This is a genomic window from Streptococcus oralis (assembly GCF_026782345.1).
GTDB classification, from domain to species: domain Bacteria; phylum Bacillota; class Bacilli; order Lactobacillales; family Streptococcaceae; genus Streptococcus; species Streptococcus oralis_CK.
The window spans coordinates 932,610-958,721 of sequence record NZ_JAKUWI010000001.1; the positions used below are offsets into that span (position 1 = coordinate 932,610).

General features: G+C 42.2%; 25 protein-coding genes. 1 reads left to right on the forward strand and 24 read right to left on the reverse strand.

All coding sequences use genetic code 11. The features are described 5' to 3' along the window. Positions 1-129: 129 nt before the first annotated feature. From MK405_RS04630 to MK405_RS04680, 11 genes are all read right to left on the reverse strand, one after another. Entirely contained in the window at positions 130-1,911 is a 1,782-nt protein-coding gene (locus tag MK405_RS04630) for an ABC transporter ATP-binding protein (RefSeq protein WP_084872673.1), read from the reverse strand. A gap of 8 nt (positions 1,912-1,919) precedes the next feature. Further along, positions 1,920-3,656, reverse strand: a complete 1,737-nt coding sequence (locus tag MK405_RS04635; protein WP_268704441.1) for an ABC transporter ATP-binding protein — start codon at positions 3,654-3,656, stop codon at positions 1,920-1,922. A 179-nt stretch (positions 3,657-3,835) separates the two neighbouring features. Continuing rightward, complete coding sequence (gene tpiA / locus MK405_RS04640; RefSeq protein ID WP_000087900.1) at positions 3,836-4,594, reverse strand: triose-phosphate isomerase; 759 nt, start codon at positions 4,592-4,594, stop codon at positions 3,836-3,838. 96 nt (positions 4,595-4,690) lie between these two features. Then, positions 4,691-5,368, reverse strand: coding sequence for a DnaD domain-containing protein (locus MK405_RS04645; protein WP_084872671.1), 678 nt, complete (start codon positions 5,366-5,368; stop codon positions 4,691-4,693). Positions 5,369-5,376: 8 nt separating this feature from the next. After that, the gene (gene metA / locus MK405_RS04650; protein WP_001122694.1) at positions 5,377-6,321 is read right to left on the reverse strand and encodes a homoserine O-acetyltransferase MetA; all 945 of its coding nucleotides are present in this window, start codon (positions 6,319-6,321) and stop codon (positions 5,377-5,379) included. Between the two features lie 181 nt (positions 6,322-6,502). Continuing rightward, positions 6,503-7,015: an adenine phosphoribosyltransferase gene (locus MK405_RS04655; protein WP_001049316.1), complete on the reverse strand. Its 513-nt coding sequence runs from the start codon at positions 7,013-7,015 to the stop codon at positions 6,503-6,505. A gap of 174 nt (positions 7,016-7,189) precedes the next feature. After that, entirely contained in the window at positions 7,190-7,879 is a 690-nt protein-coding gene (gene rplA / locus MK405_RS04660; protein WP_001085676.1) for a 50S ribosomal protein L1, read from the reverse strand. 206 nt (positions 7,880-8,085) lie between these two features. Next, a complete protein-coding gene (gene rplK, locus MK405_RS04665) occupies positions 8,086-8,511 on the reverse strand; it encodes a 50S ribosomal protein L11 (protein ID WP_001085808.1) in 426 nt (141 codons plus the stop codon). A gap of 122 nt (positions 8,512-8,633) precedes the next feature. Then, the gene (gene ldcB, locus MK405_RS04670) at positions 8,634-9,350 is read right to left on the reverse strand and encodes an LD-carboxypeptidase LdcB/DacB (RefSeq protein ID WP_268704442.1); all 717 of its coding nucleotides are present in this window, start codon (positions 9,348-9,350) and stop codon (positions 8,634-8,636) included. 15 nt (positions 9,351-9,365) lie between these two features. Continuing rightward, on the reverse strand, positions 9,366-9,827 hold the full coding sequence (locus MK405_RS04675; RefSeq protein ID WP_096421850.1) for an HIT family protein: 462 nt from the start codon (positions 9,825-9,827) through the stop codon (positions 9,366-9,368). Position 9,828: 1 nt separating this feature from the next. Beyond that, positions 9,829-10,866 (reverse strand): M42 family metallopeptidase, encoded by a 1,038-nt coding sequence (locus tag MK405_RS04680; RefSeq protein ID WP_096421848.1) that lies wholly within the window; start codon positions 10,864-10,866, stop codon positions 9,829-9,831. A gap of 140 nt (positions 10,867-11,006) precedes the next feature. On the opposite strand from MK405_RS04680, the gene MK405_RS04685 reads away from it, so the two are divergent. Next, positions 11,007-11,558, forward strand: a complete 552-nt coding sequence (locus MK405_RS04685) for a DUF1307 domain-containing protein (protein ID WP_033605963.1) — start codon at positions 11,007-11,009, stop codon at positions 11,556-11,558. A 48-nt stretch (positions 11,559-11,606) separates the two neighbouring features. On the opposite strand, the gene brnQ is transcribed toward MK405_RS04685, so the two are convergent. From brnQ to recJ, 13 genes are all read right to left on the reverse strand, one after another. Further along, positions 11,607-12,932, reverse strand: coding sequence for a branched-chain amino acid transport system II carrier protein (gene brnQ, locus MK405_RS04690; protein WP_001074573.1), 1,326 nt, complete (start codon positions 12,930-12,932; stop codon positions 11,607-11,609). Positions 12,933-13,103: 171 nt separating this feature from the next. Then, a complete protein-coding gene (locus MK405_RS04695; protein WP_000659136.1) occupies positions 13,104-13,391 on the reverse strand; it encodes a rhodanese-like domain-containing protein in 288 nt (95 codons plus the stop codon). Further along, complete coding sequence (locus tag MK405_RS04700) at positions 13,388-13,978, reverse strand: uracil-DNA glycosylase family protein (RefSeq protein ID WP_268704443.1); 591 nt, start codon at positions 13,976-13,978, stop codon at positions 13,388-13,390. The genes MK405_RS04695 and MK405_RS04700 overlap by 4 nt, the downstream gene beginning before the upstream one ends. Before the next feature lie 53 nt (positions 13,979-14,031). Further along, positions 14,032-15,432: a dipeptidase PepV gene (gene pepV, locus MK405_RS04705; RefSeq protein ID WP_268704444.1), complete on the reverse strand. Its 1,401-nt coding sequence runs from the start codon at positions 15,430-15,432 to the stop codon at positions 14,032-14,034. 12 nt (positions 15,433-15,444) lie between these two features. Next, on the reverse strand, positions 15,445-16,050 hold the full coding sequence (locus tag MK405_RS04710) for a nitroreductase family protein (RefSeq protein ID WP_268704445.1): 606 nt from the start codon (positions 16,048-16,050) through the stop codon (positions 15,445-15,447). A 185-nt stretch (positions 16,051-16,235) separates the two neighbouring features. Next, entirely contained in the window at positions 16,236-16,760 is a 525-nt protein-coding gene (locus tag MK405_RS04715; protein ID WP_084921378.1) for a hypothetical protein, read from the reverse strand. Between the two features lie 140 nt (positions 16,761-16,900). Continuing rightward, a complete protein-coding gene (locus MK405_RS04720) occupies positions 16,901-17,734 on the reverse strand; it encodes a metallophosphoesterase family protein (protein WP_268704446.1) in 834 nt (277 codons plus the stop codon). After that, positions 17,724-18,335 (reverse strand): hypothetical protein, encoded by a 612-nt coding sequence (locus MK405_RS04725; protein ID WP_268704447.1) that lies wholly within the window; start codon positions 18,333-18,335, stop codon positions 17,724-17,726. Before MK405_RS04725 ends, MK405_RS04720 begins: the two co-directional genes overlap by 11 nt. Before the next feature lie 24 nt (positions 18,336-18,359). Then, positions 18,360-20,183: an excinuclease ABC subunit UvrC gene (gene uvrC / locus MK405_RS04730; protein WP_268704448.1), complete on the reverse strand. Its 1,824-nt coding sequence runs from the start codon at positions 20,181-20,183 to the stop codon at positions 18,360-18,362. Between the two features lie 101 nt (positions 20,184-20,284). After that, on the reverse strand, positions 20,285-20,986 hold the full coding sequence (locus MK405_RS04735; RefSeq protein WP_268704449.1) for a M57 family metalloprotease: 702 nt from the start codon (positions 20,984-20,986) through the stop codon (positions 20,285-20,287). A 104-nt stretch (positions 20,987-21,090) separates the two neighbouring features. Then, positions 21,091-21,870, reverse strand: a complete 780-nt coding sequence (locus MK405_RS04740) for an alpha/beta hydrolase (RefSeq protein WP_268704450.1) — start codon at positions 21,868-21,870, stop codon at positions 21,091-21,093. Positions 21,871-21,938: 68 nt separating this feature from the next. Next, complete coding sequence (locus tag MK405_RS04745) at positions 21,939-23,600, reverse strand: ribonuclease J (protein ID WP_268704451.1); 1,662 nt, start codon at positions 23,598-23,600, stop codon at positions 21,939-21,941. A gap of 176 nt (positions 23,601-23,776) precedes the next feature. Continuing rightward, positions 23,777-25,996 carry a single-stranded-DNA-specific exonuclease RecJ gene (recJ, locus tag MK405_RS04750; protein ID WP_268704669.1) on the reverse strand — a complete coding sequence of 740 codons (2,220 nt, stop codon included), beginning with the start codon at positions 25,994-25,996 and terminating at the stop codon, positions 23,777-23,779. Between the last annotated feature and the right edge of the window lie 116 nt (positions 25,997-26,112).

Here is a 26,112-nt window from a genome sequence, read left to right on the forward strand (position 1 = left end):
TTTTGTAACCATCCTATTAATGGTTACAGTATAAGTATACTACTACCAGAAAACGATAGCAAGAAAAGTGTACTATCTGAGAAAAGTTGTAATAGACTGATAATTTAAGAATAGTCTGGACAGTTTTAATTAGCTGACTTGCTCGGATTTACTTGAAAATTGGCTTTGATACAGGTCATAATAAAACCCTTTTGCTTGGAGCAAGCTTTCATGATTTCCCTGTTCAATAATCTGTCCATCCTTAAGAACGAGAATCTTATCTGCTTCTTGAATGGTAGAAAGACGGTGGGCGATGACAAAGCTGGTTCTTCCCTTCATCAAGCGTTTCATAGCTTTTTGAATCAAGAGTTCCAAACGGGTGTCAACAGAGGAAGTCGCTTCATCCAGAATAAGAATTTTAGGATTGGCTAGGAGAGCACGCGCGATGGTCAAGAGTTGTTTTTGTCCGAGGGAAATATTACTTGACTCTTGGTTCATCTCCATGTTGTAACCACCAGGGAGAGTTCGGATAAAGTGGTCTACATTTGCTGCTTTGGCAGCTTCTATTATTTCCTCGTCACTGGCGTCAAGATTTCCAAAACGTAGGTTTTCTTTGATCGTACCTTCATAAAGCCAAGCATCCTGCAAGACCATCCCAAACTGACGGCGGTAGTCTTGACGTGACAAGTGACGAATATCCTGCCCGTCAACCAAGATTGCGCCTGCTGTAACATCGTAAAAGCGCATAAGCAGATTGATCAAGGTCGTCTTACCAGCTCCAGTAGGACCAACAATCGCCACCATCTCTCCCGGTTGAACTTCCAGATTAAAGTCTCGAATCAATGGTTTGTTTTCAACATACTGGAAGTCAACATGTTGGAAGGTCACCTGACCTGTTAAGGGTTCAAGGATTTCGAGTTCTTCTCCCTTGACTTCCTCTGTCTCATCCAAGATGTCGAAGATACGGTCTAACGAAGACTTGGCACTTTGCATTTGACCCGCAAGTTGTGTGATGTTTTGGATAGGCTGGCTGACCTGCCAAACGTACTGAACAAAGGCCTGCATATTCCCCACTGTCAAACGGCCCGCGATAACCTGTAAACCACCAAGAACTGCAACGATCAGATAGGTCAAGTCCGATACAGCATGAAGGGCTGGCATCATGAGTCCAGAGATAAAGCTGGCTTTAAAACCAACACGTTGGAGGTCGTCTGTAATCTTAGAAAATTCTTTATGAGAAGTTTCCTCACGACCGTAGAGTTTCAAGACATTAAAACCTGTAAGATTTTCCTGTACATAGCCATTCATCCGTCCTAAAATAGCCGCCTGCTCTTTAAAATAAGGCTGAGAACGTTTCAGGATGCTTCTGGCACCGAAATAGGTCACTGGAATGGATAGAATCACCACTATAGCCAGTTGAAAGTTCAAGTATAAAACCATTCCCATGACGAGAACAATCGTCAGAACAGCATTGACAATTTGAAGAAAAGACTGTTGAAGAGCGTTGGATACCGTCTCAACATCACTGGTAAAGCGACCCAACAAATCACCAAATTGGTGTTTGTCAAAGAAAGATACTGGGATACGATTGATTTTCTCGGTCATTTCATTTCGCAGATCCTGAGTCATAGACTGAACCGCATTGGTCATGAAATAGTTGGAATAATAAGACCCAAGTTCATACAAGAGACCTCTAAAGAGGTAAATGATTAAAACAGTTCCGATGTAGCCAGTATTGATACGAGCACCTGCAAGACCATTAGCCATATCTAAGAGATTCTTTGTCAACTCCGTAATGGCTAGCCCCAATACAAAAGGCTCCAAGACACTCATGACTACGCTTAAAACTTTTAGAAAGACTGCAAAAAAGACAGAAAAACGGTAGGCTTTCAAATAGCTCCACAAACGAGCCAAACTAGATTGTGTTTTCATATTTCCTCCTATTCTTCTGTTAGAGATGCATTTTTTAACTGCGACTCAGCAATCTCACGATAGATATCATTGGTTTCCATTAATTCCTCATGGCGACCGCGACCCACGATCTCTCCCTTATCCAGAACGATGATCTGGTCAGCATCCATGATGGTTCCGACACGTTGAGCGACAATTAAAACCGTTGCATTTTGAGTAACTTCCTTGAGACGACGACGTAAAATAGCATCCGTACGATAATCCAAGGCTGAAAAGGAATCGTCAAAAATATAGATATCAGGATTCTTTATAACCGCTCGGGCAATTGAGAGACGTTGTTTCTGTCCTCCAGAAAGGTTGCTCCCACCTTCAGCTAGATGGGTCGCAAAGCCTTCTTCTCGGCTTTCAATAAAATCTTTGGCTTGCGCCACGTCCGCTGCCTGATGTAGGTCTTTGTGACTAGCATCTTCCTTCCCATAGCGGATATTTTCAGCGATAGTTCCTGTAAAAAGCAAGGCCTTCTGCGGGATAAAACCAATCTTTTGACGGAGAGACTTGAGGCGGTAATCCCTCACATCAACACCATCTACTTTAATTTTTCCAAGTGTGACATCGTAAAAACGAGGAATTAATTGCACAAGAGATGACTTGCCCGATCCGGTCGATCCGATAAAGGCAATGGTTTCACCCGGTTTAGCGCTGAACGAAATGTTGTGCAAAACAGGATTTTCCGTCTCACCAGGATAGGCAAAGGTGACATTTTCAAATTCCAAATAGCCGTGGGTTGCTGTCTCTCTGACGCCTCCTTCATTGGGATCAATAGAAATCGGCATATCCATGACTTCTTTCAAACGTTCACTCGAAACGGCTGTACGAGGATACATGGTGAAGAGATTGGATAAGAAAAGGAAGGACAAGAGAGCGTGGAAACTATACTCAATAAAGGCTACCAGATCCCCAATTTGCAAGCTTCCTTGTTTGATAGGGTCCAGAGCAAACCAGACAATAGCTACAATCATGGCAATGATAATCTGAACAAACAAGGGTTCCGTCAAACCGGTTAGTTTAAACAGACGATTGGAATTGGCTGCATAGACTGCATTTTGTCCTGCAAAACGTTCCTCTTGAAACTCCTCACGGGCAAAGGCACGAATGGCACGAAGCCCCATCAAATTTTCACGAGCGTATTGATTGATTTTGTCCAAAGTTTTCTGCTGTTTCTCTGATAAAGGACGAGTTTTAACAGCAACATAAATGACCACCACAGCCAAGAAAGGTACTGCAAAGGCCACTATCCAGGCTAATGACGGGCTAGTTAGAAAGATCATTAAAATACTAGACAGCATCATCATGGGAGTGATGACACCCAGTTTTAAGGTCTGTTCTGCAAATTGCATGAGAACAAAGGCATCACTGGTAATACGAGTAACCAGTGAAGACACTCCAATCTTTTCATACTCACGATGAGAATACTCTTGTAATTTGGCATAGAGATCATCTCTCATATCCTTGACCATATTGGTCGTCAGCTTACTAGCAGCATAAGCCAAGACTATACGCCCCAAGGTTCCACATAGGATAATCACCAGCATAATTGCAGCCCAAACATACAATTGCTGTTCATTCCCTTTATTCACACCTTCATCAATCATCCGAGCCAGAACAGTTGGCAGTCCAAGATTGACGACAACAAAGAAAACCGCTCCAAAGAAATCCAAGAATAACCACTTGGGGTATTTTTTCAAATAAGACCAAATATAGAGCATAACTCCCCCTTTCATAACTTTTTGATATAGAAAAGAGCGCGCATCTGCACGCCTTTCTTTCCCTAAGGAACTTTCCTAGTCTAGAAAAATCCCTCTTTCACAAGAATGCTCCAAGTAAAAATAAGACAGGCAGTCAAAGTCACTTAGTACTTTTAACTGTCTGTCTAGAATGAGCTAGATTATTTTACAAAATCAAGCAACGCCAAGAAGCTTTCAGCTTCAAGTGACGCACCACCAACAAGGGCACCGTCAACGTCTGGGCAAGCCATGTATGAAGCAACGTTTTCAGGTTTAACAGAACCACCGTATTGAACACGAACTTTGTCCGCAACTTCTTGACCGAAGTCGGCTGCTACAACGTCACGAACAACTTTACACATTTTTTGTGCATCGTCTTGTGAAGCTGATTTACCAGTACCGATAGCCCAGATTGGCTCGTAAGCGATAACTGTTGAAGCAACTTGTTCAGCTGTCAAGCCAGCCAATGCAGCAGATACTTGAGCACCTACGAATTCAGCCGCTTTACCAGCTTCGTAAGTTTCAAGTGACTCACCACAACAGATGATTGGAAGCATACCGTTTGCAAAGATTGCTTTTGCTTTTTTGTTGATATCTTCGTCAGTTTCATGGAAGTAGTCACGACGTTCTGAGTGACCGATCACAACGTAGTCTGTACCGATTTCTTTCAAAACTTGTGGGCTAGTTTCACCAGTGAACGCACCTGCATTTTCAAAGTAGCAGTTTTGAGCAGCAACTTTAAGGTTTGAACCTTTAGCAGCAGCAAGAACAGCTGTCAAATCAACTGCAGGAGCTGCGATACCTGCTTCAACAAGGTCTGATGAAGGAAGTTTTGATGCAACGGCTTCAACGAATGCTTTTGCTTCTTCTGGATTTTTGTTCATTTTCCAGTTACCAGCGATAAATGGTTTACGTGACATTTCACATACCTCTTTTTTCATTTTATTCACTATTATTCTATCATATTTATAAGGAGCTTGCAAACCTTACTCTAATTTTCAAGATTTTTCAAGCGACTAATCTTGCCACAAATTCATGGCATCGAGGAAATCAGCTGAAGCCTGAACTTGTTTGGGATTGTTCGCTTCTCGCTCTGCTCGTTTGGCCTCTACCTGAGTCACAGACTTAATACCTTCATGGCGCCAGTTTCGTAGGATTGCCTGAATATATTTCCAGTTTGGCTTGCCATTGAGAACGGCCTCTCGGAGAGCTTCCTTGATCAAATCCGCCTTAACTCCGTCTTCTTTGACAGTCTTAGAAAGATCTTCGATTTCAAATGGTGTTAATAAGCGACCCAATTCCTGCTGAAAAGTTTCAACCAGATCCTTCAACTGATTCTGCGGGTTTGGGGCAGTTGTAGCTGGAGTTTGGGTATCCAACAAGCTATCTAAGCGTTCAAAAGCCAGACTAGCATCAAAAATGAGCTCAATTTCCCCATTTAGTTCAATGGTCCGATATTGCAGCAAACCATTTTCAGTCAAATTCGAAATAGATTGGTTGACATCTGCCACCTCTTTCCCAATGATTTCAGCTATTTGGCTAGGCGAAATATCTCCTAAGGCTGTGGTATTTTGTAAATAGAAAAATTGCCAGACGAGAAAATCTTCGCTGGAAGGAAAGAGTTCCTTAAAATGCAAGAGCAGGGCACTTGGCAAAACCAAGTTCCCTGTTTTAAAAGCGTCAAAATATGTCATAATTCCTCTTATAAATATCCAAATGCAGCCGCATCATCCTCTACCTTTCTCCAGTCAAAAGGGGTTTCTTGATAAACTGCATAGTTTACCCAATTGCTAAAAAAGAGGGCAGCTGATGAAGACCAACAGAGACAGGGGGTCTCATTTACATCATCATTTTTAAAGTAGTTCTCTGGGATATGAGGGTCGAGTCCCGCCTCATAATCACGAAAATACTCTCTTGCCAAAGTGTCACGATCATACTCCAAATGACCAAAACTATAAATCTCACGCAAATCTCGACTAGCCAGGATAGAAACCCCAACCTCAGGACCTTCTGACAGGATCTCCAGATTGGTCTTATTTAAGATTTCTTCTTTTAAAATCTCAGTATGACGAGAATGGGGAGCTACATAGCGATCATCAAAACCACGAAAGAGTAGATGGCCTTCTTTCAAGGTATCCTGAGGGTAAATGCCTGACAGTTTCTGCTCCATCTGGTGTTTTTCAACGCCATAGCGAGCATAAAGACCTGCTTGGGCCCCCCAGCAGATATGCAGGGTAGAAAAAACATGCGTCTTGGACCACTCAAGCACCTGACTGAATTCCTCCCAATAGTCCACTTCCTCAAATGGTAAATGCTCAATCGGAGCCCCTGTGATAATCATCCCATCAAAATACTCGTCCTTGACTTCAGGAAAAGTTTTATAAAAAGTCTCCATATGCTCTGCACGAGTCGTCTTGGAACGGTGGCTCTCCATATAGAGAAAGTCTATGTCCAATTGCAAAGGAGTATTTGCTAAATGCCGTAACAACTGGGTCTCTGTGACCACTTTTTTGGGCATTAGGTTTAAAATCAAAATTTTCAAGGGACGGATATCTTGGTGGGCCGCACGTTGATCATCCATGACAAAGATATTCTCTGTCCGTAAAATCTCAACAGCTGGCAATTTTTTATCAATTCTAATCGGCATAACCTTCTCCTAACTGTACTCTTTTAGAAATAATTGAATGTGTTTGAAGTCAAATCTCAAACACTTAGTCCTTTTATTATACTGCAAGAAGATATAGTTTTCAATTATAGTTTTTCTCTAACTAGCTATAGTTTGTTTATATAGCAGATGAAGAGAAAACAGCCCCAAGGACTGTTTTTCATTAATAATGCATAAGTACCTTGTAATCGTAATCTCCGATTTTTTCACGGCCTTTAAGCTCATCCAACTCAATCAAGAAGGCACAACCGGCTACAACTCCACCAAGTCTTTCGATCATTTCAATGGTTGCCTTGACAGTTCCACCTGTTGCCAAAAGATCATCTACGATGAGAACACGTTGGCCTGGCTTGATTGCATCAGCATGCATGGTCAAGGTATCAATACCATATTCTTTCTCATAGTCAGCAGAAATGACTTCACGTGGCAATTTTCCTGGTTTACGTACAGGAGCAAATCCAATCCCCAACTCAAAGGCAACGGGACAGCCAACAATAAATCCACGAGCCTCTGGTCCCACAATCATGTCGATTTTCTTATCAGTTGCATACTGAACAATTTCACGAACAGCGTAGCTATAAGCATTTCCATCTGCCATCAAAGGGCTGATATCACGGAAGGTGATGCCTTCCTTAGGATAATTTTCAATCGTTGCGATATAATCTTTTAAATTCATCTTTTTCTTTCTTTCAAAGTTTTTTACTCTCTATTATACCATATTTTCTGTGAAAGAAGAAGAGGAAACGCACTATTGCTACAAAGCTGATCAATGAACTGATTTTTCTAAAAGGTCATACTCATAAAAAAGACGAGCACTTTCGTACTCGTCCTTTCTTTTATAAACTACTGATTAAAGTGAGTTTACGTCAACTTTGATACCAACACCTTGAGTAGTTGTGATAGTCAAGTTTGTTACATAAGTTCCTTTAGCTGTAGCTGGTTTTGATTTTTGGATTGTTTCGTTGAAAGCTTTGAAGTTTTCAACCAATTTTTCAGCTTCAAATGATACTTTACCGATGATTGCTTGAACGTTACCTGCACGGTCAGCACGGTAAGTAATTTTACCACCTTTAGACTCTTCAACTGCTTTAGCAACATCCATTGTTACAGTACCAGTTTTAGGGTTTGGCATCAAGTTACGTGGTCCAAGGACACGTCCAAGACGTCCAACAAGAGCCATCATGTCAGGTGTAGCGATAACTACGTCGAAGTCCAACCAACCGTCGTTGATTTTCGCAACAAGATCATCTTCACCAACAAAGTCTGCTCCAGCAGCTTTTGCTTCTTCAGCTTTTGCACCACGTGCGAAAACAAGAACGCGTGAAGTTTTACCAGTACCGTTTGGCAATACCATTGCTCCACGGATTTGTTGGTCAGCTTTTTTAACGTCGATGTTCAAGTTGTATGCAACTTCTACAGTTGCGTCGAATTTTGCAAAGTTAGTTTCTTTTGCAAGTGCTACAGCTTCTTCTACACTGTATGCTTTTGTGCTGTCGATTTTCTCAAGAGCAGCACGAAGTTGTTTGCTTTTTTTAGCCATTTTCTATTCTCCTTGTAAGTGGTTCAATCGATTTTCATCTCCCACGTCACTTCTCGAAATGATGAAGTCTTGCGGGTTTTCAGCCTATTATTTTCCTTTTCCTACTTCGTTCAGTTCCTTTGCTGTACCTAAGTACAAGCCTCAGTCACTTGCCTAGTATGAAAAGCAACTAATAGACTGCTGTGAGATTTCTACTGTGTTATTGATTAGTCAACAACAGTGAATCCCATAGAACGAGCAGTACCTTCGATCATACGCATTGCAGACTCAATGTTTGCTGCGTTCAAATCTGGCATCTTAGTTTCTGCAATTTCTTGTACTTGTGCACGAGTAACTGTAGCAACTTTAGTTTTGTTAGGTGTACCTGATCCTTTTTCAACACCTGCAGCTTTTTTCAAAAGAACAGCAGCTGGTGGTGTTTTTGTAACGAAAGTAAATGATTTGTCTTCGTATACTGAGATAACAACTGGAATGATCATACCAGCTTGGTCAGCTGTACGAGCGTTGAACTCTTTTGTGAATCCCATGATGTTGATACCAGCTTGACCAAGAGCAGGTCCAACTGGTGGAGCTGGTGTAGCTTTACCAGCAGGGATTTGCAATTTTACAAGTTTTTCGACTTTTTTAGCCATTTTTAAATCCTCCTTTGTGGTTTTGGCGGTAATGTAAGATTTTTACCTCCCACAAGTATGCTTTACACATACTCATCTATTATACACTATTTATCTAAAAATGCAAGAGAAAAATTTCTTTTTTAATCGACGTAATCTCCGCCTTCAAAGCCATAGTATTCTTCCAAACTAAGGCCACTTGCAGCAATTTCTTTGGCTTCTTTTCCGACGTAGCGAAGATGCCATTCTTCCGCCATGTAGCCAGTCTCTTTTTCCTTTCCTTTGAGATAGCGAACAACAAAGCCATAGTCAGCCGCATGATCCAAGAGCCACTGAGCTGCCTTCTCATCTGTCACTAATTCTCCATTAGTCCCAATCAAATCAAAAGCAAGACCTGTTTGGTGTTCACTATAACCTGGGCGAGCTGAATAGCGATCTGCTGCTTCCTTACCGTCTTGATTCACATAGTCTTGATAAAGTTTGGTTTGAGTTTCATAACTTCTAAAACCACTGTAGTGATCGCTGATTGGGTAGCCAGCTGCTTGCATTGCTGCAATGAGTTTGACCAACTCTGCCTTAGCTGTTGGATTTTCTCCTGGATTGTAGTCTTTTGACAAAGGATAGTGCTTATTAGCTACGACGATTTCATCGTATTTTCCTTGTATACTATAGTGGTCTCCCTTATTGACAACTTCTGCCTTTTTCTGACTAGAAGCTTGAGATTTGCTTCCTACAGTCCCTTCAGATTGGCTAGTCTGTTCCGTTTTTTGAGTATTTTCTTCATTTTTAGGTGTTTCTTGAGAACATGCTGCTAGGGTTACTGCTAGCAAACCGGATAAAACGATGTATCTTTTTTTCATTTTTTTCTTCCTCTCTTAAATCACATGCTTCTCTAATTCATCGGATAAGGTTTTAATCATTTGTTCCAACTCATGGAATTGCACTTGGCAATCTTCTGCCGCCATTTCTTCCCAGGGCACCCACCAGACTGGACCACGGCCATTCAATCCACGACCCCTCATATCACCTGATCGTCTTGGAAAGAGGTGCCAGTGAACATGGGCATCTCCATTTCCTAGAAGTTCGATGTTCATCTTTTCAGCTTTAAACGCTTTGGCGACTGCTTCTTGGACCAGACTCATTTCCTCTAGAAAACGAAGTTTTACAGAGGTTTCCATCTGATGAAGTTCTGTGACATGCTCTTTTGCCAGAAATAAGGTATAGCCCTTAAAGTATTGGTGGTCTCCAATGACAACATAGCCTGTTTCTAGTTCTTTTACAAAGTAGGGATTTTGTCCAGCTTTGATGAGTTCAATTCTCTGACAGATTAAGCACATTCTATGATACCCCCTCGCTCTTGAGATAGGCATCAACCATACGCTCAGTCGCTACTACTGAATCAATGTGGGTGCGCTCATAAGAGTGACTGGACTCGATTCCCGCACCAAGGAGGGCATGCTTGACCTCTGCACCTGCTGACATAGCTGCTGAAGCATCCGAACCATAAAATGGATAGATATCCAGCTTAAATGGAATATCCTGCTCTTTCGCCAAAGCTACTAAGTGTTGACGGAAGTCATAGTGATAAGGTCCTGAAGCATCCTTGACACAGATAGATACTGTGTACTCATCTGTCTGTTGGTCATCGCCCATAGCTCCCATATCTACAGCTAGATATTCGACAACTTGACTTGGGATACTTGAGTTAGCACCATGACCCACTTCTTCAAATACTGAAAAGGCAAAATGTGTCGTCATCGGCAAGTCAATTCGCTCTTCTTTATAAACTCGAAGGAGATTGAGCAAAATTGCTGCGCTGACCTTGTCATCCAAGTGACGGGACTTGATAAAACCAGCCTCTGTCACGATAGTTCGTGGGTCAAAGCTGATAAAATCACCGACCTCGATGCCCAAGGCGCGAGTTTCTTTTTCATTGGTCACTTTTGCGTCCAAACGCACTTCCATATTGTCCTGTGTGCGTTCTGCAGTTCCTGCATCCTTGTAGACATGGCATGAAGTTTGGTGGATGAGGATGGTTCCAGATACCTTTTGACCAGTGCTAGCCACATGCACCGTACAGTTTTCCCCTTCAATCATGTTCCAAGGAAAACCACCGATACGATCTAATTTGAGACGACCATCCGGTTTGACTGCACGAACAATAGCACCCAGCGTATCCACGTGGGCAGTCACATAGCGTTGTTGCTCATCGTTTTGACCTTTAATGGTCACATTGACACCCCCCTTAGCTGTTCGAATAGGCTGGTAACCAAGCTCTTCTAAAGTATGGACTAGGTAGTCTGAAATCTCACGCGTAAAGCCCGTCGGAGATGCAATTGCGGTTAGTTCTTTGATATAGTTTACAGTCTGATTCATTTCTTCACCTCTTTCCTACCATTATAACATTTTTCTAGTCAGACTCCTTCTCAAAAAGGAGAAAAACTGTGTTTAGTTGCTTTCACTATCGATCCATGTTATAATACAAATACTTTGATTATAAAAGGAAAGTAAAAAATATGAAATCATACTTTAAAGTATCACTAGCCCTAGTGGCTTCACTTGTCCTCCTACTCGGATGTTCCAAACAAGCATCAACACCTACTAACAGCAGTAGCAAAGAAGACACAACAACTCAGTCAAGCGAGACCAAACAAAGCAGTCAGCAATCATCTGAAAAGAAAGATGAGACAGAAACCCACACATTTGTCCACAATAGCAAACCTGGAATTCATTCTACCTTGACTTATACTGTGAAGGGAGATGACGTTGTAAAACAAACTGTTCATAATGTACTTGACCCTGAAAAACTTAATAATACCGCGGAAGGTGTTAAGGAAATTGTTGATGATACTTATAAAGGTTATGAAGGGGTCAAAGGGGTTACACAAAAAGTTGAAATTCAAGACGAAAAAGTTATCCAAAACATCGAGGTTGACATGACTGTCGCGAGTCTTGACGAATTGAAAAAAGCAATGCCGAACGAATATTCTGGTATTGGAAACCGTGTAAGCTTTGCTGCCTCGAAAAAAATGCTTAAAGAAGCTGGTTATACTGAACAAACCAACTAATGAGTCGTGCTCATACAAAAAATTCTTGGTCGATGACCAAGAATTTTTTTATTCCATCTCAAAAACGTCACTCTCTTGTTTGTTTGGTAGAACCAGTGAAAGCAAGATTCCAATAATTGCTGGCACCAACCATGGTAGAGAGGCAGCTGCAAACGGAAGAGCATTAACGAGATTTGCTAGAAACTCAATCTTAAAAGAACTTCCAAGGACGCTTGCAAGAGCAATCGCTGTAACAAGCCCAATAGTTAACTGCATACCTGGTTTTGATAGAGCGACAAACTTATTAACAATCACAATCATCACAATGGCGATGGTGATTGGGTACAAGATTACCAGTACTGGAACTGAATACTTAATGATTGCATCAAGACCAAGGTTTGCAATAGCAAATCCAATCAAGGTAAAGGCAGTTGCATAGACCTTGTAGCTGATTTGTGGGAAACGTCCATTAAAGAATTCAGCTGTAGACACAATCAAGCCAACTGTCGTTGTGAAGCAGGTTACAGTTACCATAACAGCAAGGAAGAGTTGAGCTGTTGAACCAAAGATTTCCTGAGTAGCTTGCGACAAGATATAAACACCTGGTGTTCCACCCTTCATTGCTTCTGCTGGTACCGGGAAGTGATTTCCAAGGAATCCTAAACCGATGTAAAGAGCGCTAAAGGCAAGAGCTACAACGATACCAACCACCCAAATAGTTGAAATGTACTCTTTCTTACTTGAGAATCCAAGTTGTTTCAAGGTTTGAACAGCAATCACACTAAAGGCGACTGAAGCAAGAGCATCCAAGGTATTATACCCTTCTAGGAAACCTGTTCCAAAAGCAGAGGATTGATAGGCTTCTGAGGCCGCTTGAGGACTTGTTCCACCATACTTGAAGGCACCTAGTACAACCAAGATAACGATCAACAAAGCAAAGACTGGTGTCAAGATACGTCCGATCCGATCCAAAATCTTTGATGGATTGAGTGAAATCAAATAAGCCGCTACAAAATATAGTACGGTAAAGACAATCAATCCAAGTCCTTTATTCGCATCTGATAAAAGGGGGCTAATCCCGACTTCGTAAGCTGTTGTGGCTGTACGTGGAATGGCAAAGAAGGGACCAATTGATAAATAGAGGACTGCGAGATAAAGCGTCGCAAACCAAGGTGAGATTTTCTTAGAAATCTCATAAATGTATCCCTTAGGATTGAGAGTTCCAATAATGAGAGTCAAAACGGCGATACCGACGCCTGAAAAGACAAAACCTGCAATGGCAGGAAGAAAATGTTCTCCAGATAGGGCACCTAGAGAAGGCGGAAAAATCAAGTTCCCCGCACCAAAAAATATTCCAAACAGGAGCAAACCTGTTAGGGCACCTTTTTTAGCCATAAAGAATCTCCTTCATATTTCTAAAATACTGACCTAGTATATCACGAATAAGAGTATGAAAAAAGCATCACGAAGTAAATATTGAATGTTTTCAATATTTTTAAAAATAAGAATTATCTAAAAACAAAATCCTCCTACCTAGTACACACCAAGTAGGAGAAATGCAAAATTTTAAAGATTTTCAAAGGCCGTCATACCACCTTGAACATTGATGACCTTATATCCATGCTCCTCTAAAAACTGGCAAGCACGAGCTGATCTCATCCCAGATTTACAAATAACATAATGTAACTGCTCCTTGTCCAACTGCTCATAAGTATCAGCCAGTTGACTAAGCGGTAAGTTGTGTGCACCTTCTAAATGAAGCATCTTGAACTCTTCTATTTCTCTCACGTCCACTAGAGAAAGCTGACCATTTTGGTAAAGCTGATAAAATTCATCGAAGGAAATTTCTTTCATTCTTTTTCTCCTAAAATCGTTTTAATTCTTCTTTGCAACTCTGGCACCACTTCTGACTCAAACCAAGGATTCTTAGCCATCCAGATTTGATTACGAGGAGAAGGGTGAACTAAGGGGAAATACTCAGGCAAGTAGTTCTGGTAATGTTTTACCCTTTCTGTCACCTTGCCACTGATTTTCTCCTGTAAATAATAGGCTTGGGCATATTGCCCAATCAAAAGTGTCAATTCAATATTTGGACATTCCTTGAGGAGTTGTGGGTGCCATTTTTCGGCAAAGCCTTTACGGGGGGGAAGGTCGCCCGATTTTCCATGTCCTGGGAAATAAAAGTCCATGGGAATAACTGCAAACAAGCCCGAATTGTAAAATGTATCTTCATCTACACCTAGCCACTCACGCAGACGATCACCACTCTTATCCTTCCAATAAATCCCAGCTTCTTGCGTTTTAAACCCCGGAGCTTGACCGACAATATTGATGCGAGCAGTTTTTGGCGCCGCAAAGAGAGGTTCGATTCCACGTTCTGTATAGCTGGTATTCTGTGGATCCGCCATAATGGCTTGCTTGATTCTTTCGATTTGAGACATCTGTTTTCCCTCCAAAAAGAAGTCTAAGCATAAAATCTCAGACTTCTATCGTTTTATTTGATTAATTCATAGATAGCTTCTGCATAGATTGCTGCTGCTCGGAAGAGATCGTCTAAGGCGATGAATTCATTGGCTTGGTGCATGGTATCAATAGAATCTGGGAACATAGCACCGTAGGCAACACCACGTTCTAGCAAACGGCCGAAGGTTCCACCACCAATGACTTGCTCGTGACCTTGGAGACCAGTTTGTTTTTCATAGACATTCAACAAGGTTTGAACGAGTGGATCTTCCATTGGCACATAGTGAGGGGTGTGACCGTGTTCAGAAAGGCTAACAGAAGCAACTGGCAAGTTTTCAAGAACTGATTTGATTTGCTCTGGACTTGTTCCTTTTGGATAACGGAAGTTGAGGGCAATGGTATTATCAGTACTTGCTTCGTCAAAGCGGAAAACACCCGCATTCATAGAAAGGGCACCCATCTTTTCATCAACATGAGCAACCTTGAGATTTTCACCCTCATGATCATTCAAGAGAATCTTACCAGCGATGTCGAGGTAGTCTTTGGCTGGTCCAGCAAAGTCAAATTGGCTGAGGAAGAGTGCTAGGTAGGTAGCTCCATTGACACCTGAAGCAGGCATAGCACCATGAGCTGATTTACCAATCACAGTCACCTTGTACTGACCGTTTTCTTCTTTGATTTCTCCTCTGAGTTTGTACTCTTCAACAAAGGCATCTAATTTAGCTTGCAAGTCAGCCAGGTCACCTGAAACAACTGCTGTCGCTGATTCAGGTACCATGTTTTCACGTAAACCACCTGTAAAACTGTGAAGACGGGCAGCACCAGTATTTTCACCCGCAAAGTGAAGATATTCTGTGATATTTCCTTTTTCACCGTTGATGATAGGGAATTCAGCATCTGGAGAGAAACCAAAGTCTGGTTTCGCAAGCCCTACATGTTCAAAGTAGTAGTCCATGTCTGCCCAGCCAGATTCTTCGTCTGTTCCGACGATGAAACGAACTTTTTTAGAAGTTGGAAGGCCCAGTTCTTTGATGATTTTCAAACCATAATAGCAAGCTGTTGTAGGGCCCTTGTCGTCAGATGCTCCACGCGCATAGAGGCGACCGTCTTTGATAGTTGGTGTATAAGGGTCTGTATCCCAACCGCTACCAGCTGGTACCACGTCCATATGGGCAAAGATTCCGAGAACTTCTTCTCCTTCACCAAACTCAAAATGTCCTGCGTAGTTATCAACATTTTGAGTTGGATAGCCATCGCGGTCTGCGATCTCAAGGAATTTTTCTAAGGCTTTTACTGGACCAGATCCAAATGGATGCTGAGCGTCAGCCTTGCTGTCGTCACGTTCTGAGTTGATTTCCAAAAGGCTAAACAAGTCAGCCAAGAGGTCTTCTTTGCGTTTTTCTACTTCTGCTGTAAAATCAATTGCTGTCATTTTTTCTTCCTTCTATCTTTTCTCGATGATTTCATCTACTGGCAAGCGGTAGCTTGGTTCCAATTTTTCATCTGTGTAACCCACCGTAATCAAGAGTTCTGGACGGAAGCGGTCTTCAATTTCCAAAACTTCGTTGACTTTTGATTTGTCAAATCCAAGGATAATGTTAGAACCGATTCCTTGGTCTGTCAAAGCGAGAACCAAGTTCATGGCAACCAAACCTGCATTGAGGGCTAGGTAATCGCTAACCTGTTGTTCATTGTAACGGGCGAATTCCGCAGGCAAATTTTTCATAAAGTATTGAAGTTGCTCTTCTGAGAAATTCTTTGCACCACCAACACGGGCAATCTTGCGGGCACGTTTAGCAAGGTCCGTATCTGTAAACAAGGCAATGGTTACAGGTGCTGATGACACCTGCTCAAAGTTCGAACCGTATGCCAATTTTGCCAATTCAGCATTTTTCTCACGAACCACCACGAATTTCCATGGCTGACTATTGTGGGCACTTGGAGCCAAGGTTGCGATTTCGATAGCCGTACGCACATCTTTGGGATCCACTGGTTTATCAGTAAAATGCTTAGTCGCATGACGTTTTTTATTTAATTCAAGAAATTTCATAATCGATTTCCTTTTCTAATTCTACTGCTTCCATTTTACCATATTTTGAAAGAGCTTGCAGAGATTTTTCATAGAGTTAGTACTTCTTTCAAACTCTCTACTATTCACTTGTAGCTCTTTAAGTAGGTATCGTTTTGGATTTAAACAAATCAAAAAGCAGGTGATAACTCACCTACTTTCTCATATTATTGACCAGATGTGTATGGAGCAACTGCTTTATAAGCCGCTTCCAGCGCTTTCTTCATTGTGTCACGTCCAGTTTTCAATTGTTGAACAAATAGAGTACGAGTTTGTTCTGGCACTACTGTATCATCAGAACCAATACTTGAAAGGCTTTCGTTAAATGACTCTCTTACAGTCTCCATAGACTTAAGCGCTGGTTCAACTTGGGCGTTATATGCTTCTTTTCCACTCTCTGGAATTTTTTCCCCAATTTCAACTGCATGCTTTTTATAATTGTCGACTAATTTACCAAAGACTTTCTTCACATCTCCAACAGTTTTAGCATTATCAATTTCTTCATCGGTGATCAAAACAACCTCATTATTTTCTGTCTTTGAACTAGACGTTGTTGATGAAGTCTCTGAAGAAGAAGTTTGTTCTACAGAGCTTGAAGTCTTAGTCGAAGAATCAGACGTTGTTTTCCCTGAACATGCTGCTAAAACAACAACAGATAAAAGAGCCATACTGGCTGTAATAATTTTCTTCATAATGTTCTCCTTTTTATTAAGAATTGAGTTCATTGTATAACAAAATAATTTCAATGTCAAACTTTAGCTAAGGCATCTTTTCTAAGCAATTCGACTACAAACCTCACTTCCAAATAAGAGCGTCCATTTTATTTCTAATTTTACAAAAAATCAAAATAATCCTTCACATCCTCTACATACCCGTGCTTTTCGATTAAACTAGCCAAGAGTTCCAGATTGTGCCCCCGATAATTGTCTTCTCGTCGTAGTTCCTCATACATTTCGATAAAGGGAAGGCCCTTGGACTTGGCCAATTCTAACTCCGCTTCATAATCATAAGAAACTTTTCGGAATAGAATGTTTACCAATTCCCCATTTTCAACCTCTATCACGGCATACTGGGCACGGTGATTTTTTAACGCCTCCCAATCAAAATAGGGCATGCCAATCGTACCTGGATTGATGATTTGTTGCCCTTGACTGCCGTAACGAAGCAATTGCTTGTGGACATGACCATAGACTGCCACGTCCGTTTCCTCATCTAGGAGTTGGTCAAATTTATCTGTATCATTCCCAACAGACAGGTCCCCACCATAGTTTTTTTCAGGTAAATTATGAGAAAGAGAAAAGCGCAGTCCGTCAACTTCTTTCTTTTCCAGCAAAGGCAAGCTTCGTAGCCAGACAATCGTTGCAGGATCCATTCGCTCCATCAAAAACTGGGTTAATCGCATGAGCTGGACTTCCTGTGGGTCTTCTAAGCCATATTGCCCATCTAAAGCCTCAAGGACACAATCATCCCAATTGCCTCGAACACTTGCCGTGATAGGAAGATTCTTTAGCAGAGCAACCAGATCATTTGCACCTGGACCAGGAAGAAAAATATCTCCCAGAAGCCAATATTCACTGGCTCCTTGAGTTTTAGCATCTGCAATCACCGCTTCTAGCGCTGTCACATTGCCATGAATATCTGATAAAATTGCGATTTTATGGTTCATGATGATTTCCTTTTTCTATTTCATCTAGCCAATTGTGAAACTCCCAACGAAGAGGAGCTTCCTTGCCTATTTTTTGTCTCAAATAATCTTGATATTGAAGATAGAAAGCGTAATTTCCCCAACTACTCCACACTTGAGAAGGTCTTGGGATACACAACTGTTTGTTCGCCCTCTCTAACACGATGTTATCTATCGGTACGTGTAAAAAAGGAAAAACGAAGTCTAGGGTTACAGCTTCAAGCATATACAGATACTTGAAAGTCATATTAATCCACTTTTGAGCATGACCGTAAGTGAATCGAATCCCATTTGAGCGATAGCAATCTATCAAAACATCACAAGTCCTATGATGCCAACTATCAAAATCAGTTTGACACAGCTTGTCCCGATTCAAGAGATTTAAAATCGCTTCTTTGATACACTTAGAAGCTCGATTTCTCATCTCCAAGCGCTGTTCATCTGGCATGCCATGAAATCGCAAGGTTCGATTAAAATCAAGATAGGCTCGAGTAGTTGCAGCTAAAAATAAATCTTTTGAATTCCCAAAGTAAGCAAATCGTAAAAAAAGGAGTATATCTCTGTCAATCTCAATCCTATTCATTTCTTCTACTTTCTATCTAGATACTTATTCTAATTCTTTTAATGGTTCCGCCACTTGAGCCCATTCCACTTCTTCCTGAGGATTCAACTTTCTCTGCACAGCTTCTGCGACTGCCCTTGGCACCCCAACTTCGACAATCTCATCCACACTGGCTTCCTTGATTTTAGTGAGAGATTTAAAATGCTTCATGAGATTCTGCTTGCGTTTAGGCCCCAGACCGTCAATCCCATCCAATTGTGATGAAAAGGAGTTTTTGGAGCGCAGTTGGCGGTGGAAAGTGATAGCAAAGCGGTGCACCTCATCCTGGATGCGTTGGAGGAGGAAAAATTCCTGAGAATTACGAGACAACTCCACCACCTCAAGCGGATCTCCAAAGAGCAGCTCATGGGTTTGGTGCTTGTCATTTTTTTGCAGCCCAGCAATCGGAATGTCCAAGCCCAGCTCCTCTTGAATGACTTGCTTAGCGATATTGACCTGACCTTGTCCCCCATCGATGACAATCAAATCTGGCGGGGTTAAACCATCACGTTGAACTCGGCCATAACGTCTGCGAATGACTTCTCTCATACTAGCATAGTCGTCTGGTCCAACAACCGTCTTGATTTTGTATTTACGGTAATCTTTTTTACTCGGTTTTCCGTTAACAAAGACCACCATGGCTGAAACAGGACTGGTTCCCATGATATTAGAGTTATCGAAGGACTCGATGCGAACTGGAGTCGGTATTTGGAGCAAGCGTCCCAGATTTTCAATAGCTCCTTGGGTCTTCTCGACAGATTTTTCTAGCAGATTGAACTTCTGCTCCAGACTAACACGGGCATTTTTTATGGCTAGATTGACCAGCTGTTTTTTCTCACCACGCTGGGGCTTGAGAATCTTGGTATCCACCAAGGCCTTGACAGCTTCTTCATCGATATCCTGTGGAATCAATACCTCGTTGGGAACTAGGTGAGATTTTTCTTGATAAAATTGTCCCACATAGGTCAAAAAGTCCTCGTCCGGATCATTGTAGTAGGGGAAGAGATTGACATCCCGCTCGATGAGTTTTCCTTGACGGACAAAGAAAACCTGAACACACATCCAGCCCTTATCCACATAGTAGCCAAAGACGTCCCGATTTTGCAAATCTTTTGCCATGACCCGTTGCTTGGTCCTAAGAGTCCCAATGGCCTGAATCAGGTCACGGTATTCCGCTGCCCGTTCAAACTCCATACTTTGTGCTGCAACTGCCATTTTCCCTTTAAGATCATCGATGATTTTGTCATCCTGCCCTTTTAAGAAGTCAGAAACCTCCTGAGCCATGGACTTGAAATAGGCCTCATCCTTCTTACAGATAGTGTGGGCCATACATTGACCGATATGGTAATAAAAACAGACCTTAGACGGTGGATTGGTACACTTACGAAAAGGGAAAATCCGATCCAAGAGCCGCTTGATTTCATTGGCTGCCCCCACATCTGGATAGGGACCGAAATAAAGACCTCCATCCTTCTTGACCTGACGGGTAATAATCAAACGAGGATAGCGCTCATTGGTGATTTTGATGAAGGGATAGGACTTATCATCCTTGAGCATGATATTATATTTAGGCTTATTCTCCTTGATCAGGTTAATTTCTAGGAGAAGCGCTTCAATATTGGACTCAGTGACGATAAATTCAAAATCCACAATCTCAGATACCAGAGCTTCCGTCTTGGTATCGTGACTGCCACGGAAATAGGAGCGTACGCGGTTGCGCAGATTTTTAGCCTTTCCTACATAGATAATGGTGCCATTTTTATCCTTGTGAATGTAACAACCAGGGCTGGTCGGCAAGAGCTCTAGTTTTGATTTGATCAAGTTATTCATAGTTCCATTATAACAAAAAGGCCGTAACAGGACGAACAAAAAGCCCCACCAATCACTTGATGGAGGAGCTTTGATTTCATTTCAGATTGCACCGACTTCATCTAGTCGCTACTGGTATAGAGTTCTTGAACTGCCCTCACATCCTGAGGCTGAATCCCATAATAGGAACCTGCTGGCTGCATGACAGAAGTTTCGTTAGTATGATCCAATCCAATGGCATGTCCCAGCTCGTGCTCCGCTGTATGCACGATCCATTCATAAGAATAACCATAACTTGGATTGGATAGATAATAGTGATTCAGGCGAACCGTTACAGATATAAATTGATTGGTTAACAAATTGGTTTGACTCTCGGCTTGACCAGCTACAGCGGTCGATCCATCATTCATCTCACTTGCCACAATATCTGCCTGGCTAGGATCCGCAACCACCTCAAAGGTAAAGGCTCCCGTTTGATTCCAGTTTTTTATGGCTTCTGCATAGGCACCTTGGAAGGTCTCATCCATTTGAGGTTCAATATAGATGCGAGCTGAGGCCTGAGCCCACTTGCCTTCTGCATGTTGGTGACTGTCTGTCTGAGACAAGACTTCCAGCGTTCCCGTCTCCTTCCATTGATTCCAGCCATCTTGACCAATCTTGCTCATTTTTTCAACCTGATTGATCGCAGAATGAAAATCACCTGTCAGATACCAAACCACTCCAAAAGCAATGAGCAGTAGAATAACTACAGTCCAAACCAGACGCCAGAAGAAACGCCAAATTCCCAAAAGAAATCGGAAGAATAATCGAATAATCCAGAACATGACGCCCCACCTTTCATAAAAATAAGAACCTATCTTGAAATCACATTCTCCTTGATCAAGATAGATTCTCTATTTTACTGAAGAAAGCTGAAAGAAACCTAAAACTAAGATAAGCGCTCTTCCAAAACAAAGTCAATTGGTAGAGTAGCTAAAAAACGTTCCAATTGTTTTTCCCAGTAGTACCACTCGTGCTTACCTGGACTGTGACTATAGGTCACCTCAAAACCAAGCTTTTTGAGGTTTTTCACTGCGAGGTTATTGGCAGAGTAGAGATAGTCTTGTTCCCCACACCAAGCCCATAGTTTGGTCTTTTTATCGGATTTTTCAGCCATGCTTTCAAGCGAATGAGGACTAGCTGTCCAGTCTTTAATCTCTCCAAAAACTCCTCTCCAGTAGGCAAGAGAGCCCAAATCATGACTTTCAGGAGAAAATTCCTGAAAACTGAGTGCACCAGAAAAACTAGCCGCATGAGAAAAACGATTCGTCGATAGAGCGAGTTTGAAGGAGCCGTAGCCACCCATGGAGAGACCTGCAATGAAGGTCTTTTCTCGCTTGCTGGTCATATTGGGGAAGAAGCGTTTCATGACTTGGGGGAGTTCTTCTGCTAAAGCTGTATAGTAGTTATAGCCATACTGAGTATCTGTGTACCAGCCATTATTTGTATTGGGCATGATAACAATGAGATTGGTTCCACGCAACAAGCGTTCGACATTGGTACGTTTGAGCCAGCTATTTTGATTTCCTGACATTCCGTGCAAAAGGTAAAGAACAGGAATATCTGCGCAATCTGGTTCAGTCACCCGACTAGCATCTGGATAGAGTACTGTAACGCCCCACTCCATATCCAAAACTTCTGAGTAATACTCAATATTCATAACTGCCATGATTTTCTCCTTTGGCTATTCTATAAGAAAAAGCCGAATTTCGACTTTTTCTGTAGGTATTCTGCTTATTATTTAGCTTCCATCACGACTGGCAAGATTGCTGGGCGACGCTTGGTTTGATCAAAGAGGTACTTGGTCAAATTGTCACGAACCTTGCCTTTGAGATCTGCCCAGTCAAAGTCATCCCCTTGAAGATACTCTTCTACCGTTTGGTTAATCAATTCTGAACTTTCACGGAGAATGTCGCGACTTTTCTTAAGGTAGATAAATCCACGCGTATGAACACGAGCCTTAGCCACAATCTTCTTCTCACGACGGTTAACAGTGATCGCCACGATAAAGATTCCATCCTCTGACAAGACCTTACGGTCGCGAAGAACGACATTCCCAACATCACCAATGGCATTTCCATCAATCATGACATCGCCTGCAGAAACTGTTCCAGCTGGGACGAAGTCTCCATGTTCATAGGACATGATTGTTCCCTTTTTAGGGATGAAAATGCGCTCTGGCAACATTCCAACTGCCATAGCAGCCTTGGCATGCGCATCCAACTCACGGTACTCCCCTTGGACAGGGAAAAGATATTTCGGTTGCAAAAGATTGATCATCAACTGCAAATCACGCGCATTTCCGTGTCCTGATACTCGCAAACTCTGGGTAATGAGTTTTACCACACCACCAGCTTGGTAAATCATATTTTCAACGCGAGCCACAACCGCTTCTTTGGCGGTGGATGGAGTTGTTACAATATAAACCAAGTCCCCATCCTTGATTTCTACATAACGGTGGCGCCCAATGGACATCTTGCGAAGCCCATTGATGGGTTCACCCATACGACCTGTCTCTAGGATAATCAACTCATGGTCTTCAAAACGAGACATTTCTTTTGGTTTAATCAAAAGGCTTTCATTAGCTAGGGATAATTTTTTGAGACGAATCGCTGTACGAACGATATTTTCAACATCAAATCCAGTCAAAACGACTCGGCGACCTGTATCTGCTGCAGCATCAAAAACCTGCTGGATACGAGAGAGGTTGCTGGCAACTGCTGCAACGATGATACGACCTTCCCAGTCTGCAATGGTCTGAGTAATTTCATCCCCAACTTCACTCTCGCTCGCCACCTGAATATTGCTGTCTGCATTCGCAGAATCACTGAGAAGTGCCAAGACACCGTCACGGCCGATTTCGGCTAAACGCGCAAAATCCGTCGCATAGGATTCGCTAGCCGTCTGGTCAAATTTGAAGTCTCCTGTGTAAACAATGTTCCCTTTTTGTGTTTTCAACACAACTCCCAGACTCTCTGGGATAGAGTGAGTCGTACGGAAGAAGGAAACCACAGTTCCTCCAAAGTCAATCTCCGTGTTTTCATCAATCACATGGAAGTCATTGAATTTCTTAACCGTATCATTTCCTTTGACAAAGAGTTTCGCCAACTCAATGGTCAACTCAGAACCAAATACAGGCACCTTAGCCTCTGCCAAGAGATAAGGCAGGGCACCAATGGCATCCGCATGTCCGTGGGTCAAGAAGACCCCAGCGATACGATTGCTATTTTCAAAAAGGTATTCCATGTTTGGAATGACAACGTCGACCCCAAGCTGTTCATTCTCAGGGTATTTAAGCCCTGCATCCAAAACAAAAATCGAATCGCCTATTTCAGCGATGTACATATTTTTCCCATTTTCTCGTACACCACCTAGTGTTGTTAAACTGATATTACTCATTTTCCCTCCGAAACTTAATTTATCTTGATTATAGGGTAGGTTTACCCTCTTATTCTAAAAGTTCTAAAACTTTCAGCCGAATCTTTTCCTACCATTATACCATTTTTTTGACGATTTTCAAAACGAAGATTTGTTTTCAAAAAAGAGCTGGTTACCCAACTCTTTCCTAACTTCTACTATTTCTCCATTAAAAAGTTATAAATTTCTTGCACGGTACCCAGCGCCATCATTTCTTGGTCTTTAACGGTCTGTTTGAGATTTTGGTAAATCTGACTTTCAGCAATTTCCCTTTTCGGCGCTTCTTTATTGACTGTCATCACACCATCTTTGATCGTCACAAAACCTAGCTCTTCAAAGACTTGGATCATCTTGACCAGCAAGATTTGTTGGATATTGAGATAAGTCGCCAAATCCTTAAGCTTGTAGCGAATATCAAACTCTGGGAACTGGTAAATAGTCTTGTACAATTTAGCAAACTGTTCTCTAGTCCCATAACCTGTCAGATAGTAGGCCTTGTCGATGTCGTTTTTGAAATAGACAGCTGAGAAATGTTGCTCCTGAAAAATGGCCTTAAGCAAGGTAATATCTTCAGGGATGTTTTTTACGACAATCGCCTCACTATTCGCCAAATTTGGCACCTCTCCAGAGAAATCCAAAACTGGAACCCCTTCTGGCAAGACTGCATTCTTCCCACGAATGTTAAAGAGTTGAACACCTTCCACACGCGCATCCACCATCATCAACTGGAGGGCAGTTTGGCCATTCCATTGGTTGACAGACAAGGTGACTGCCAATTCTAGATTCTTGGTTTGAGCAAACTCTGTCGCCCATCTACCTTGACCAAAGGCTACCACTTCAAAATTCGCCTCACCCTTGGAAATTTTTAGTTTGAGGTGGGCATTGCCTGCTCCCATTGTACGAGCACTTTCGACATTGAAATCCCTGATATAAAAAACAGGTTTCTGATTGTCCATCCCAAAAGGTGCCAAGCGTTCAAAGCTTTTAACCGTTTCCAAGCTAAGCGACTCCAAGTCTAGCTCTTCATCTAGATTTAACTTGTTCTTACCACTAGCATCTGCGCCTTTTTCACGGACATAGTCTTCCAAGACCTGAGATAAATCTGAGAGTTTCTCCACTTCCAGCGTCATTCCTGCTGCACCAGCATGGCCTCCAAAGGCGATAAAGAGATCTCGATGGGGATCCAAGGCTTCAAAAATATCGACCGTTTCCACACTACGAGCGCTACCTTTGGCACGACCATCTTCTATATTAAGAACAATAACTGTCTGCCCTAGCTCTTCCAACAAACGACCAGCAACGATACCCAGAACGCCAGGATTCCAGCCTTCCTTGGCCAAGACCTGGACCTTCTTCTCAGGATCCACCATGGCCTTAGCTTCTTCATAGATTGACTGGACGATTTCCTTACGTTCTTCATTTTTCTGGTGAATCATGAGGGCAATCTCATGTGCTTCCTCGTCGTCAAACCCAGTCAACAAATCAATGGCAGGATTGGGATCATCCAAGCGCCCCAAGGCATTTAAACGAGGGGCAATCTGGAAACCAACCGTTTCTTCTGTTACTTCATTAGCAGCAATCCCAGCCATATCCAGCATTTCTTGTAGGCCAATACGCTGAGTATGCCCCAGCATTTCCAGACCATATTGAACCATGATACGGTTTTCATCTGTCAAGCTCACCATATCTGCAATGGTACCGATAGCGACCAAATCAAGCAATTCCACTTGCACTTCTTCTAAAAGGGCGCAAGCCAGCTTGAAAGCCACTCCACAACCAGCTAAACATTTGAAGGGATAGTCCGCATCTGGATGCTCAGGGTGAACAATCGCATAGGCATCAGGAAGGGTTTCCGGCATGGAATGGTGGTCAGTCACAATAACATCCACTCCCATAGACTGGGCCAATTCAATGGCCTCGTGACCAGCAACTCCATTATCCACTGTCACAATCAAGGAAATTCCCTCTTGCTCGATAAAGTATTTATAGACACTGGCATTGGGACCATAGCCATCGGTAAAACGATTGGGCAGATAAACTCGGCACTCGGCGCCAAGCTGTTCCAAACTTTCCTTCACAATCGAAGCTGAAGTCATACCATCCGCATCATAGTCTCCATAGACGAGAATATTCTCCCCTTCTTCAATAGCCTGACGAATCCTTTTCACTGCCTTGTCCATATCATGGAGCAGATAGGGGTCATATAAGTCCTCTAAAGAAGGTTCTAAAAACTTCTTTAGACTTTCCTCATTCTGAATCCCTCTTTCAAATAATAAGCGAGCCACCTCAGGACCCAATCCAGCCTTCTTGGCTATCTTTGTAAAATCCGCATCTTCAACCTGCGGGGCAAACTGCCATTCATAAGTAGGAGTTATCAAAAAGACATCCACTCTTTCTAAGAATTCTATCGTTTCATTATAACATGATTTAGGCATTTTCTCTATCCAGATTGCTTTTTTATAACATTTTAGTGATTTTTTTTCAGATATGATTT

Excerpts from the sequence above, each read along its gene's own strand:
- MK405_RS04630 (WP_084872673.1), bottom strand. The coding sequence starts at position 1,911 with ATGAAAACACAATCTAGTTTGGCTCGTTTGTGGAGCTATTTGAAAGCC.
- MK405_RS04635 (WP_268704441.1), bottom strand. The coding sequence starts at position 3,656 with ATGCTCTATATTTGGTCTTATTTGAAAAAATACCCCAAGTGGTTATTC.
- tpiA (WP_000087900.1), bottom strand. The coding sequence starts at position 4,594 with ATGTCACGTAAACCATTTATCGCTGGTAACTGGAAAATGAACAAAAAT.
- MK405_RS04645 (WP_084872671.1), bottom strand. The coding sequence starts at position 5,368 with ATGACATATTTTGACGCTTTTAAAACAGGGAACTTGGTTTTGCCAAGT.
- metA (WP_001122694.1), bottom strand. The coding sequence starts at position 6,321 with ATGCCGATTAGAATTGATAAAAAATTGCCAGCTGTTGAGATTTTACGG.
- MK405_RS04655 (WP_001049316.1), bottom strand. The coding sequence starts at position 7,015 with ATGAATTTAAAAGATTATATCGCAACGATTGAAAATTATCCTAAGGAA.
- rplA (WP_001085676.1), bottom strand. The coding sequence starts at position 7,879 with ATGGCTAAAAAAAGCAAACAACTTCGTGCTGCTCTTGAGAAAATCGAC.
- rplK (WP_001085808.1), bottom strand. The coding sequence starts at position 8,511 with ATGGCTAAAAAAGTCGAAAAACTTGTAAAATTGCAAATCCCTGCTGGT.
- ldcB (WP_268704442.1), bottom strand. The coding sequence starts at position 9,350 with ATGAAAAAAAGATACATCGTTTTATCCGGTTTGCTAGCAGTAACCCTA.
- MK405_RS04675 (WP_096421850.1), bottom strand. The coding sequence starts at position 9,827 with ATGTGCTTAATCTGTCAGAGAATTGAACTCATCAAAGCTGGACAAAAT.
- MK405_RS04680 (WP_096421848.1), bottom strand. The coding sequence starts at position 10,866 with ATGAATCAGACTGTAAACTATATCAAAGAACTAACCGCAATTGCATCT.
- MK405_RS04685 (WP_033605963.1), top strand. The coding sequence starts at position 11,007 with ATGAAATCATACTTTAAAGTATCACTAGCCCTAGTGGCTTCACTTGTC.
- brnQ (WP_001074573.1), bottom strand. The coding sequence starts at position 12,932 with ATGGCTAAAAAAGGTGCCCTAACAGGTTTGCTCCTGTTTGGAATATTT.
- MK405_RS04695 (WP_000659136.1), bottom strand. The coding sequence starts at position 13,391 with ATGAAAGAAATTTCCTTCGATGAATTTTATCAGCTTTACCAAAATGGT.
- MK405_RS04700 (WP_268704443.1), bottom strand. The coding sequence starts at position 13,978 with ATGTCTCAAATCGAAAGAATCAAGCAAGCCATTATGGCGGATCCACAG.
- pepV (WP_268704444.1), bottom strand. The coding sequence starts at position 15,432 with ATGACAGCAATTGATTTTACAGCAGAAGTAGAAAAACGCAAAGAAGAC.
- MK405_RS04710 (WP_268704445.1), bottom strand. The coding sequence starts at position 16,050 with ATGAAATTTCTTGAATTAAATAAAAAACGTCATGCGACTAAGCATTTT.
- MK405_RS04715 (WP_084921378.1), bottom strand. The coding sequence starts at position 16,760 with ATGAAGAAAATTATTACAGCCAGTATGGCTCTTTTATCTGTTGTTGTT.
- MK405_RS04720 (WP_268704446.1), bottom strand. The coding sequence starts at position 17,734 with ATGAACCATAAAATCGCAATTTTATCAGATATTCATGGCAATGTGACA.
- MK405_RS04725 (WP_268704447.1), bottom strand. The coding sequence starts at position 18,335 with ATGAATAGGATTGAGATTGACAGAGATATACTCCTTTTTTTACGATTT.
- uvrC (WP_268704448.1), bottom strand. The coding sequence starts at position 20,183 with ATGAATAACTTGATCAAATCAAAACTAGAGCTCTTGCCGACCAGCCCT.
- MK405_RS04735 (WP_268704449.1), bottom strand. The coding sequence starts at position 20,986 with ATGTTCTGGATTATTCGATTATTCTTCCGATTTCTTTTGGGAATTTGG.
- MK405_RS04740 (WP_268704450.1), bottom strand. The coding sequence starts at position 21,870 with ATGGCAGTTATGAATATTGAGTATTACTCAGAAGTTTTGGATATGGAG.
- MK405_RS04745 (WP_268704451.1), bottom strand. The coding sequence starts at position 23,600 with ATGAGTAATATCAGTTTAACAACACTAGGTGGTGTACGAGAAAATGGG.